The organism is Bacillus sp. 204(2023) (genome assembly GCF_037027505.1).
GTDB classification, from domain to species: Bacteria; Bacillota; Bacilli; order Bacillales; family Bacillaceae; genus Bacillus; species Bacillus subtilis.
This window is the reverse complement of sequence record NZ_JAXCHE010000004.1, coordinates 167,840-179,601: the sequence shown is the minus strand read 5'-3', so window position 1 is coordinate 179,601 and position 11,762 is coordinate 167,840. Positions and strand designations below refer to the sequence as shown.

13 protein-coding genes and 2 riboswitches are annotated in these 11,762 nt (G+C 44.0%); of the genes, 3 read left to right on the top strand and 10 right to left on the bottom strand.

Annotated features, from left to right (window positions below; genetic code table 11):
* Window positions 1–56: 56 nt before the first annotated feature.
* Window positions 57–163, bottom strand: a riboswitch (SAM riboswitch).
* A gap of 65 nt (window positions 164–228) precedes the next feature.
* From WA279_RS10455 to WA279_RS10420, 8 genes are all read right to left on the bottom strand, one after another.
* A complete protein-coding gene (locus WA279_RS10455) occupies window positions 229–717 on the bottom strand; it encodes an LURP-one-related/scramblase family protein (protein ID WP_032725093.1) in 489 nt (162 codons plus the stop codon).
* Window positions 718–845: 128 nt separating this feature from the next.
* A complete protein-coding gene (locus tag WA279_RS10450; protein ID WP_336155356.1) occupies window positions 846–1,109 on the bottom strand; it encodes a hypothetical protein in 264 nt (87 codons plus the stop codon).
* Window positions 1,110–1,398: 289 nt separating this feature from the next.
* Window positions 1,399–1,527 (bottom strand): hypothetical protein, encoded by a 129-nt coding sequence (locus WA279_RS10445; protein ID WP_003227241.1) that lies wholly within the window; start codon window positions 1,525–1,527, stop codon window positions 1,399–1,401.
* Window positions 1,528–1,631: 104 nt separating this feature from the next.
* Window positions 1,632–2,864 carry a peptidase T gene (gene pepT / locus WA279_RS10440; RefSeq protein ID WP_038429865.1) on the bottom strand — a complete coding sequence of 411 codons (1,233 nt, stop codon included), beginning with the start codon at window positions 2,862–2,864 and terminating at the stop codon, window positions 1,632–1,634.
* Between the two features lie 49 nt (window positions 2,865–2,913).
* Entirely contained in the window at window positions 2,914–3,570 is a 657-nt protein-coding gene (gene yxjL / locus WA279_RS10435; protein WP_076457406.1) for a two-component system response regulator YxJL, read from the bottom strand.
* A complete protein-coding gene (locus WA279_RS10430; protein WP_336155355.1) occupies window positions 3,557–4,780 on the bottom strand; it encodes a sensor histidine kinase in 1,224 nt (407 codons plus the stop codon). The genes yxjL and WA279_RS10430 overlap by 14 nt, the downstream gene beginning before the upstream one ends.
* Window positions 4,781–4,797: 17 nt before the next feature.
* The gene (locus tag WA279_RS10425; protein ID WP_336155354.1) at window positions 4,798–5,271 is read right to left on the bottom strand and encodes a DUF1453 domain-containing protein; all 474 of its coding nucleotides are present in this window, start codon (window positions 5,269–5,271) and stop codon (window positions 4,798–4,800) included.
* A gap of 78 nt (window positions 5,272–5,349) precedes the next feature.
* Window positions 5,350–6,225: a LysR family transcriptional regulator gene (locus tag WA279_RS10420; protein WP_336155353.1), complete on the bottom strand. Its 876-nt coding sequence runs from the start codon at window positions 6,223–6,225 to the stop codon at window positions 5,350–5,352.
* Window positions 6,226–6,356: 131 nt separating this feature from the next.
* Here WA279_RS10420 and WA279_RS10415 point away from each other — a divergent pair, with 131 nt between their 5' ends.
* Together WA279_RS10415 and galE are read left to right on the top strand one after the other, a co-directional pair.
* Window positions 6,357–6,863, top strand: a complete 507-nt coding sequence (locus WA279_RS10415; protein WP_015385045.1) for a YbhB/YbcL family Raf kinase inhibitor-like protein — start codon at window positions 6,357–6,359, stop codon at window positions 6,861–6,863.
* A 114-nt stretch (window positions 6,864–6,977) separates the two neighbouring features.
* A complete protein-coding gene (gene galE, locus WA279_RS10410; protein ID WP_336155352.1) occupies window positions 6,978–8,000 on the top strand; it encodes a UDP-glucose 4-epimerase GalE in 1,023 nt (340 codons plus the stop codon).
* Between the two features lie 34 nt (window positions 8,001–8,034).
* Here galE and WA279_RS20865 read toward each other — a convergent pair whose 3' ends face one another.
* A complete protein-coding gene (locus WA279_RS20865; protein WP_442894663.1) occupies window positions 8,035–8,964 on the bottom strand; it encodes a zinc ribbon domain-containing protein in 930 nt (309 codons plus the stop codon).
* A gap of 270 nt (window positions 8,965–9,234) precedes the next feature.
* Window positions 9,235–9,337, top strand: a riboswitch (guanidine-I (ykkC/yxkD leader).
* Between the two features lie 76 nt (window positions 9,338–9,413).
* Between WA279_RS20865 and WA279_RS10400 the strand changes: the two genes are divergently transcribed.
* Window positions 9,414–10,250: a YitT family protein gene (locus WA279_RS10400; RefSeq protein WP_003242615.1), complete on the top strand. Its 837-nt coding sequence runs from the start codon at window positions 9,414–9,416 to the stop codon at window positions 10,248–10,250.
* Window positions 10,251–10,291: 41 nt separating this feature from the next.
* On the opposite strand, the gene WA279_RS10395 is transcribed toward WA279_RS10400, so the two are convergent.
* Entirely contained in the window at window positions 10,292–11,749 is a 1,458-nt protein-coding gene (locus WA279_RS10395) for an aldehyde dehydrogenase family protein (RefSeq protein WP_336155351.1), read from the bottom strand.
* Window positions 11,750–11,762: the final 13 nt, after the last annotated feature.

Genomic DNA, 11,762 nt, shown 5'->3' with positions numbered 1-11,762 from the left:
GAGCATGTAAAAAGCTCTTCCTTTGTGTAAGGAAGAGCTTGAACGATCAAATCTCCGCCTCATCTGCAAGAACGCAATGTTCTTAAGGATTTAGCACCATTCTGTTTGAAACAGCGGTTGCCGGGTATCATAGGGCCAGTCCCTCCACCTCTCTTGATAAGGTACAACTTCATATTCAGATTTCAATTATCTTAATATTATTACTTTTGGATCAATTGTCAATGCTTTTTAGAAAATACTTTCATCTTCATCGTTATATAAAACCATATCAAGCACGATAGCGATGGCAGTGCAAATCAGAACATCTTCCTCGTTTGCAATCTGCAAGTGATAGGAATCACCCCAACTGAGCCACTTTTTGCTCACTGACATCCGGACATTTTCCCCGTCCGTCAGCTGGAATTCATCCCTCCATAAATCACCATCGATTTCCCAGTTAAGCCCGGAAATCACAAATTTCGGTTTGAAAAACGTTACTTTCTTCGTTACCTCACAAACTGTTTTCCCGCCAATTGAAATCTCATAGCGCGGCAATAAAGACATTAGTTTTTGTTCTATGGAAACGAGCGTTTTCCCAGATGAGTCTGTCATTTGTAATGAGTCTCCTAACGAGAAAAAACGCCCCTCCACCTTGAATGTTTCTTGTTCATCCCGGTCATAAATGTGAAATGCATCTTTAAATGAGAACATTTTTTGTTTCATAAATAACTCGATCATTGCTGAAGTCTCCTTTGGGTTTGCCTTGTATGAAATTACGGATAGGTGGCGAAAAGGTTTCAGGCTCTAAATCAAAACAATTTTAAAAGGCTGCGTGATTCAGCAGCCTTTTCATTTGAAATATAGAATTAGGAAAGATGCATCCGGCGTTTTTGGCGGATGGCGTCAAGGTCGATTAGGTTGTTGTGATGAGGTGCGGCTACTGGCAGAGGGCTTGTCTTTTGCGGTTTGCGGCGATTGTCCTTGCTGAAAGAAAAAAGAAGATAGCCGCATAATGCGATGATAATAAATAGGATCATATTACATACCTCCCAAAAAAAGTTTTGGTACTCTCTATTGTACGGATAAAAAGTCAAAAAGTATTCAAAAAATTCTAAATCAATAAATAACAAGAAACTGTCCCTCTAAAACAGTATAACCTGATGACCTGAAAATAGTCTTGAATTACGCTGTTTGCTCTTGTTGACGATTGGTTCTATAGTTACTATCGACGTTAAAATGAATTCCTTTATATAACTTTTAACCTAAAATAAAGTAATTCAAATTACCTGTTTTTGGATGACGTTATCTTTCTTGATTAGTTTATACCCTATTTTGCGGAATTGAACACAAAAAACCCAAATTACGGAGCATTTGGGCGGTACGGGTGAATACGGATTGTATTTAGGGGATTTGAATGTTTTATTTGAAGAAGCGTTTGAACATTTTTCTGATTTTTTGAAATGGGCTGGATTTCTTTTGCATGTTAAGCGGCCTGGAAATGATCCATTTTTTCAAGAGACTCTTTGCAGCGATTGCATGTTTTGTCATTGTTTTTCCTCCTCATTTGTTGATACTTGTTTTACGGAGGACGCGTTAAAAATGTTTCATTTTCACACAAAAAAGCCAGTCCTTTTTTGGACTGGCTTTTGGCATTATGCTTGCGCTTCAAACTGCTTTGCAATCTCAACGATGACATTTACGGCTTTGACCATGTTATCAACTGAGATGTATTCAAATTTGCCGTGGAAATTTTCCCCGCCGGTAAAGATGTTTGGCGTCGGAAGCCCCATGTAGGACAGCTGTGATCCGTCGGTGCCGCCGCGGATGGGGGAAATCTTCGGCTCGATGCCGAGGTTTTCCATCGCTTGCTTGGCAATGTTGACGATTTCGATGACAGGTTCAATTTTCTCTCTCATGTTGTAGTATTGGTCGTTCATATCCAGCAGAATCCGGTCTTGCCCGTATTCGTTTTGAAGTTCTTCAACGGCACGTTTCATTGTTTCTTTTCTGTTTTGGAAATTCTCTTTGTCAAAGTCTCTGATAATGTAGTGGAGCTTTGTTTCCTCTACGTCTCCTTGAATCGACAGCAGGTGGTAGAAGCCTTCATAGCCTTCCGTATATTCAGGCGCTTCGTCTGCCGGCAGCAGGCTGTTCAGCTTCATCGCGATTTTCGCAGAGTTGATCATTTTCCCTTTAGCTGTTCCGGGATGTACGTTGTTGCCTTTAATCGTAATTTTTGCGGCAGCGGCATTGAAGCTTTCATATTCAAGCTCGCCGAGCGGCCCGCCGTCAACCGTGTAGGCAAAGGAAGCATTGAACCGTTTCACATCAAATTTGTGCGGCCCTCTTCCGATTTCTTCATCAGGCGTAAAGGCGACTCTGATTGTGCCGTGCTTGATTTCAGGGTGTTTGATGAGGTAATCCATGGCTGTCATGATTTCAGCGATACCGGCCTTATTGTCTGCGCCGAGAAGGGTGGTGCCGTCTGTGGTGATGAGTGTATGGCCCTTATAGCCGGACAGCTCAGGGAATTGATCAGGTGACAGGGTGACCTGCAGCTTTTCGTTAAGAACGATGTCTTTTCCATCATAGCTTTCGATGATTTGCGGATTCACGTTTTTGCCGGTAAAGTCTGTAGCGGTGTCGACGTGAGCGAGAAAGCCGATTGTCGGCACGTCTTTTTCAGTATTGGAGGGAAGAGTTGCCATGACATAGCCGTTTTCATCAATGGCTGCATCCTGCATGCCGATGGACTTCAATTCATCAACGAGCATGTTTCCTAATGTCAATTGGCCGGGTGTGGAAGGACAAGTGTCAACGGATTCATCGGACTGTGTGTCGACTTTTACATATGTAGTAAACCGTTCAATGATTTCTTCTTTCATTTCCAATCATCTCCTTTGTCTTATTTTAGCATGGCGGGATGAGAGATTTCTATTGCACAATACCGTTTCGAATGGCAAAAACGACTGCCTGTGTCCGGTCTTGGGCATTGCATTTTTGCAGGATGCGGTGCACGTGGGTTTTCACAGTGCTTTCACTGACGAAAAGCTTTTCAGCAATATCCTCATTTCTCAGTCCGTAGGCCATTTGCTGAAGAACCTCAAGCTCTCTTTTGGTGAACGGCTCTGCCAATTCTTCTGGATGGGGCTGTTGCTTCGCCCGAAATGTCTCACTGATAATTTTAGCAGCTGTGACTGTACGGAAAATCGCCTCGCCTCTGGCCGCAGCGCGAATCGCATCTATCAACTCTTCAGGAAGTGTATCCTTCAGCAGATAGCCTACTGCTCCCGCACGGATGCCTTCAAATACGTATTCTTCCGTGTCAAAGGTGGTTAAAATGACTATCTTTGTATCTGGAAGTGCGGACATAATGTCTTTCGCCGCTTCGATGCCTGAGCAATGCGGCATCTGGACATCCATGAGGATGACATCGGGTTTTGTTTGTTTTGCGAGTGCTATAATATCGTGACCGTCGCCGGCCTCACCAGAAACCGTCATATCCGGCTGTGCGTTGATGATGTAGCGGAAGCCTTCACGCACAAGCGGCTGATCATCGGCAAGCGCGACGCGTATGTTATCTTTGTTCATCTTTTTGCTCCTTATTCGTTGTCATGAGCGGCAATGACAGCTCAATTTTCAGGCCGCTCGGCTGTACGGCACTGAAAGTAAGGGAACCGCCTGCTTTTTCTGCGCGCTCTTTCATTCCTGTCAGGCCAAATCCATAAGTAAGGCTGCCGGTGAATTGTCCGTCGTCGGTGATTGTGACATAGAGATGGGACTTGTCGTTAGAAATGACGGCCGCCGCATGAGAAGCGTCAGCGTGACGAATGATATTGGTCAGCGCTTCCTGCAAGATGCGGTAGATCGTTTCGCTCACGTTTGGAGGCCAAGACTCTTCTGACAGTCCGGCAGAATCTAAAGAAACGTGCAAGCCGCTCCGTTCCTCCACTTGATGAATGAGCCCCCGCAAAGCGGTAAGCCCCACCATCGATTCACTACGGCCCATTTGGTGAACGACAGACCGTACTTCTTGAAGACATTCCCTGGCGACACTCAGTACATTTTGAATGACTTTTTCTGAATTCTCCTTGCTGCTTTTAAGGATATAGGGAAGGGATTGAAGCTGAACAATCACAGAAGTCAGCTCGTGACCGATGCTGTCATGAATGTCGCGGGCAATTCTTGTACGCTCCTCAAGGACCGCGTACCTTAATGAAAGAACAGAAGCCTCCTGCAGCTCTGCATGCGCTTTCTGGAGTTCTTTATGAGCATGCTCCAGCTGCACATGCATTTTTGCCAATTCAGCATGATTCCGTTCAGCCTCCTTTCTCGCTTCTCGTCTGAAACGCATGGAGGAGAAGAAGACGTAGAGCCCGATCATGATCGAGATGTTGCTGATGATATCGTCCCAGCTGCTGTCAAAAACAGAATACAAAAAGAAAGCATTGCCCCCAATTAGGCACACTGTAAGGATCAAAGACAGCCGTGCAGGAAGCTTTATGGCTGCATAAACCATTAAAAATACGAGTAAAAAAAAGGCGGCTCCCTGCTCTTGGCCGGAAACAGCCCAAAGAAAAACGGTCAGGATCCAAAGCCCGACGAATATGCTCAAACTAACAGCGGTGGATGCCACATAGGGAATGATCCAAATGAATGCTAAGTATACCGCAAATACAAATGCTAACAAAATGGGATCAGCCTTAGTTGGATGAGATAAAAATTGTATGCAATTCAAAATGAGAATAAGGCTCGGCACAAGCTTCTTGTAGTAGTGCCGAGCCGGAGTTTGTCCGTTCATGCTGGTCCTTCTTTCGGTTATTGAATGGATATTTTGCCGGCGGTCAGCCGTCTGTATGCTTTGTAAAGCATGATGTTGCGGGCTGTGATGGTGCCGAGGGGAACGAAGAACATAGAATGAATAATGGCAATAAACATCTCGTTGCTCTCAGGCAGCCATGTTCTCGCGGCCATGCGCAAAGAAAGTATCACTAGAATGAGGATAACACTCCCAAGTGAGCCGCGTGAAGTGACCTTTCCTGTTTCCGGGTGAATCCGCACATTTACCATCTTCCCAATGCCAAACCCGCAGGCCAGCCCGATCAGTAATAAAATGCCGCTGATCGCCACATGTAATACGGAATGAAAATACGCCGGCTGAAACGATGCTGATACGCCCCATAAGAGCAGCAGCGGAATGATCAGCAACTTCCCGGGCTTTACCGTTCTTTCTCGATACATCGATAAAATAATAAGAATCAATACAATAAAAATATAAGGGCTCATCGCCATGTCATCAAATCCTTTCTGGATTAAGCATAGCGAAAATAGGAAAGGAAATCGTCAACCGGCAGATTGATTTTTCAGCTGCTATACTTGTTCGCGCTGCATAAAGTCATGTAACATGGCGTGAAAATGCTGAATGTCTTCGCTGTTTCTTTTCCACATCATAAACGTTTGGGACGCAGGCAATTCTAGATGTGCAGGCGTGCTGACAGCCATCAGCTTTTTTTCGGCTTCTTCCTGTTTGATAATGTAGGTAGGGAGGAAAGATGCCCCCATTCCCGCTTTCATCATGTGGACAGCCGTATCCGTCTGCCCGACAGCCATCATTTGAAGAGACGGGTAATGTGATCGGATGTTATCTAAAAAGGCATCCCCATATGACGGATGATCATGCGTTAGCAGCCGATAGCGGGTTAAGACGGCTGCAGCATCCGGCCTGTTTTCTTGGAAAGGAGCCGCCAGACAAAGCGTACCTTCGCATATATGCTGATAATAAAGAGTGTTGGTGTTCGGGTCTTTCCGCGACAAACCAATATCAGCTTCATTGTGTTCCACCGCTTGTTTAATAGCGTCAGATCCAGCCACATGAGTTGAAAGCTCGACATGCGGATTTTTTTGGATATAGGCTGGCAGAAAGCGAGGCAAGATATAGGACGCAATGTAGGGGTGTACGGCCAGCGTGAGTGATCGGCTGTACCCCTGTTTCCATTGGCTGACTTTCTGCTTTCCAGCTTGGTAAACATGGATCATTTCTTTGGCATAAGGCAAAAAGAGCCTGCCTTCGTCAGTCAGTACGACTCGTCTTCCGCTATGCAAAAACAACCTCATGCCCAGTTCATCTTCCAATTTCCTCATATGCTGAGAAACGGCAGGCTGTGTGAGATACAGACGCTCAGCCGTCTTCCTGAAGCTCTCTGATTCCGCTGCGGCAATAAAGGTTTGCAGCCACTTTAAATCCATGAAATATCTCCTTCACTGCAAGTTATCCATAACAAATTGTTACGTTTACATGCGTATTTGTTTATCACTGATTATACATCGATTCGTTTAGTATACCTATAGGACGAGAAAATAGAGAGAGAGGGATTCATATGAACATATACGTAGAAGCAAATCCATATTTACATGACAAGTATTCAAAATACGCGGATGAAAAATATAAGAGAGAAGGAAACCCATTTGTCTCCTTTCCGATTCATTTTGATGACATCCCGTCCGGAGCAAAGACGCTCGCACTTACTTTCATCGATCATGACGCCATTCCCGTATGCGGATTCAGCTGGATTCACTGGACAGCGGCTAATATTCCGGCTTACATCGGAGAGCTTCCTGAACATGCGAGTGAGGAAAGACAGGACTTGATGATACAAGGGCAAAACAGCTTTGCTTCACCGCTTGCGGGAAGCAACGATCCAAAGGTGATTCACCAGTATTGCGGGCCGACACCGCCTGACAAGGATCATGCGTATACATTGACGGTCTATGCTTTAGATGCTGAGCTGAATCTTCAGCCGGGCTTTTACTTGAACGAGCTCTACCAAGAAATGAAAGAGCACATTCTTGCTGAAGCCTCTATCGAATTGCTGGCAAGGGTTTAAGCTAAAAAATATGAAAAAACTATTAATAAACGATTAAACTTCTTAAAAATGGATGTGGACCGGTTCTAAACACTATATAATGAAAACAGGTCATTTTTTAGGAGGGTTTACATCATGGCAATACTTGTTACTGGCGGTGCCGGGTACATTGGCAGCCACACATGTGTTGAATTATTGAACAGCGGCTACGAGATTGTTGTTCTTGATAATCTGTCCAACAGTTCGGCTGAGGCGCTGAACCGTGTCAAGGAGATTACGGGAAAAGATTTAACGTTCTACGAAGCGGATTTATTGGACCGGGAAGCGGTAGATTCCGTTTTTGCTGAAAATGAAATCGAAGCTGTGATTCATTTTGCAGGGTTAAAAGCAGTCGGTGAATCTGTTGCGATTCCCCTCAAATATTATCATAACAATCTGACAGGAACGTTTATTTTATGCGAGGCCATGGAGAAATTCGGCGTCAAGAAAATCGTATTTAGTTCATCTGCGACAGTGTACGGCGTTCCGGAAACATCGCCGATTACGGAAGACTTTCCATTAGGTGCGACAAACCCTTATGGACAGACGAAGCTCATGCTGGAACAAATATTGCGTGATTTGCATACAGCTGACAACGAGTGGAGCGTTGCGCTGCTTCGTTACTTTAATCCGTTCGGCGCGCATCCAAGCGGACGGATCGGTGAAGACCCGAACGGAATCCCAAATAACCTTATGCCGTATGTGGCCCAGGTAGCAGTCGGGAAGCTCGAGCAATTAAGCGTATTCGGAAATGACTATCCGACAAAAGACGGGACAGGCGTACGCGATTATATTCACGTCGTTGATCTCGCAGAAGGCCACGTCAAGGCGCTGGAAAAAGTATTGAACTCTACAGGAGCCGATGCATACAACCTTGGAACAGGCACAGGCTACAGCGTGCTTGAAATGGTCAAAGCCTTTGAAAAAGTGTCAGGGAAAGAGGTTCCGTACCGTTTTGCGGACCGCCGTCCGGGAGACATCGCCACATGCTTTGCAGATCCTGCGAAAGCCAAGCGGGAACTGGGCTGGGAAGCGAAACGCGGCCTTGAGGAAATGTGTGCTGATTCCTGGAGATGGCAGTCTTCTAATGTGAATGGGTATAAGAGTGTAAAATCATAAAAAGAAGGGCAGGGTTTTTCCCTAGCCCTTCTCTTTATTTATCTAAGTTTATTTCAAAGGTAAATGGATTGATTGTAATATCATAGTTTTCGGAAGATCCTTCTAAAATGACGTTTGCTGTTTTGCTATCGATTTTAGGGAAAACAATAATCCCTTCAGTTTTAACCCCAGGTAAGATTTCGCTTTGAATTTCAGGATATTCTGATAGGTCGGATTTAGGCTCAATTTGTTTATTATCAGCTGTAATTTTGGCATTGAAGTCATAAAAGCTGATTTCATCTTGTGATTTGTTTTCTATCTTTACATAAAGGCGAGTTTCTTTTTCAGCAAGTTCAACTTTTTGAAGCGTGAGTGCAAATCCGTGCTGGTTTTGGGTTTTATTCACGTTAATTGTTTTTTTAGCAGGAGCAAACGCTGTTGCATAGTCGCTTTTTTCAATGGAATCAGCAATGATTCTTGGTGCTGAAACAGAACCGCCCAAAGCGTTTTCACCATCATATTTGTCTTTCACCGTACCGACTACATGAATAATGTCGTCATCTTTAATGTCTAATTCAGGGTCGTCGCTCATTATAAGCGTATTTTTGCTTAACTTTTCTGGATTGTTGTAGCCTTGAAGATATGTACCATCATCGTCTTGTTCAACGTCAAAAACCTTTACATACAGATCAACTTTATAATTTTTAAATTGATCGGCATTGGTATATAGTTTTTCTATATCAGTCTTTTGTACTGTTTTTGTCGACTTTTTAGAATCGGAGCTGGTTGTTGTAGTAGAAGCTTGGGAATCTCCGCTGTTTCCAATGTTTGCAATAATGATAATGAGTACTATCGCTAGAATGATCGTAATGATTTTATGTCTCATAAAAAAATTACGTTGGTCTTTACCGCAGTTCGGACATTTTTTAACACCCTTTGCAATCTCTTGACCGCAAGCTTTACAGTGTGTTAGTTTACCTGACATTATATTTCCTCCTATGTAATTAAATGTTTAATATATATTCTATTTTGCCTATATATTTATGTGTAGTCAATGATAAATCAGAAATATTATTTTAGTTTTTTCTTAAAAAAGGTACTTTGTATTATATCGGTCAAATTTTTCATTTATTAACAGCAGTCATCTTTTTTATTCCTATTAATTTACCGATTAAATCTCCGCAAATACCCCTTGAACCAATTCGAACCGTCCCTTATAATGCTAATATTGGAAAGTGAAAAGGATATGATAAAAACAGTGGTTTTCTAGGGTTCCGCAATGCAAATTGGACTGTGACCGAGAGAAAACACATAGCAGCTTGGCTGTTATGACACGGTGGGATAAAAGCCCAGGAGTTTCTGCTCTTTTTCGAGAGCGTTCTCCTGGGTTTTTTTATTTGCTAGAACAGAACAATGAGAAGGAGTGTTTTCGTGATGAAAAAGAGAATGCTGGATGTACTTATGCTTGTGATTGGCGCTTTTTTCTTCGCGCTTGCGGTTAATTTATTTGCGATTCCCAATGATCTTGGGGAAGGCGGAGTCACTGGGATTACGCTGATTTTGTATTATCTGTTTCAATGGTCTCCTGGTGTCACGAACTTTATCTTAAATGCGTTTTTGCTTTTAATCGGCTACAAGTTTCTTGATGGAAAAACAACGGTTTATACGATCATTGCGGTTGCGGCAAATTCGCTTTTTCTTCATCTGACACATGGGTGGAGCATTCCGTCTGATGAATTGATCATTAATACGATTTTCGCAGGTGTATTTGCCGGAGTCGGGATCGGCATGATTATCCGGGTCGGCGGGACGACGGCTGGTTCCGCGATTCTGGCCAGAATTGCCAATAAATATTTAGACTGGAATATCAGCTATGCACTCTTGTTTTTTGATTTAATCGTAGTATTTAGCTCTTATTTTATTATTGGTGCAGAAAAAATGATGTTTACGATCGTGATGCTGTATATCGGTACCAAAGTGATGGACTTCATTATTGAAGGTTTGAATACGAAAAAAGCCATTACGGTGATTTCAGAAAATAAGAGTGAGATTGCAGAGCAGGTAAATACCTTGATGGATCGGGGCGTGACGATTTTATCAGGGAAGGGAAATTATACGGGCCAATCAAAAGAGATTTTGTATATCGTCATTAACAAACAGGAGCTGTCTATGCTGAAAAAAATCATTAGAAGCTGCGACAAAAAAGCGTTTGTGATCGTTCATGACGTACGCGATGTGTTTGGCGAAGGGTTTGTGGATATATCTAAATAAAGAAAAATCCCTCTGTACTTGAAGCAGAGGGATTTTTTCATTTAGAACGGATATTTGCGGTATTGCTTCTGTATCGAAATCCATTTGGTCACGGTAAATTCCTCGACGACCCACGGATTACCGAAGCGGCCGACACCGCTTGCTTTGTTTCCGCCAAAGGCAATATTCGGCGAATCATTGACGGACTGGTCGTTGACATGGGTCATGCCGCTGTCAATTTGCAGGGCGAACTTTTCGCCTTTTTCTAAATCAGAAGTGAAAACCGCAGAGCTGAGGCCGTATTCAGTATCATTTGCCATGTCAATCGCTTCCTGGTCGCTGGCAGCTTTAATAATGGTTGCGATTGGGGCAAACAGCTCCGTTTGGGCAATTTTGCTGTTGTTGTCCGCACCGACAAAGACGTACGGCGTCAGCACGTTTCCGACGCGTTTTCCTTCAACCGCAAGCTCTATGCCGTCTGCCTTTGCCTGCTCAATGATCTCCAGTGCTTTTTCGATTTGGCGCTCGTTGATCAGCGGGCCGACAACGGTTTTCGGATCGGTTTGATCGCCGTACGGCAGCTGTTTGACACGGGCGGTGAACTTTTCTACAAACTCATCGTACACATCTTGATGAACGATGATCCTGTTGATAATCATACAGATTTGTCCCTGGTGAATAAATTTACCGAAAATCGCGGCATCCACAGCACGATCGACATCCGCATCTGAAAGAACGGCAAATGGATTGTTGCCGCCGAGTTCAAGGGCCATTCGTTTGAAGGCGCGACCGGCGATTTCACCGATGTGGCGCCCGACTGCGGTTGATCCCGTAAAGCTGATTAATCTCGGGATTGGATTGGTGAGCATGCCGTCCCCGATTTCCTTTACATCCGTCAGCATGACGTTAAGGACACCGGCAGGAAGACCGGCGTGTTCAAACGCTTTCGCAATGATGGTCCAGCCGGAAAGAGCGGTTTGGATATCAGGCTTGTGAACAACACTGTTACCCAGTGCAATTGCGGGCGCAATGGATCTCATAGATAAATTCATTGGAAAATTAAATGGAGAAATCGATGAAATGACACCAAGCGGAAGGCGGTAAATCTTATTGATTTTCCCTTCAATGTCTGATGGAACCTCTTTGACGCCGCCTAATTCACCAGTATACGTCATGGCTTCATCTAAAATCGCAATCGTTTGTTCCAGCTCGATTGTTGATTTAATGATCGTTCCACCAGTTTCGCGGGCGATCATCATGATGATGTCATCACGGTTTTCCTGTAAATAGCCGCGCGCTTTTTGCAGGACGGCTTTTCGGTCTTCCGTCGTGCTCTTGGCCCACTCTTTTTGGGCTTTCTGTGCAATGTCAAACGCATCCTCCAGCTGTTTGCCCGTTGCCAAAGATGCTGTTGTGATCACAGACTGGTCATACGGATTCAAAATGTCCTCCGTACGTCCGCTTTCTCCCTCAGTCCATTTTCCGTTGATAAAACTTTTGTTTAACGTTTCGAAACTCATAAGATGACCCTCC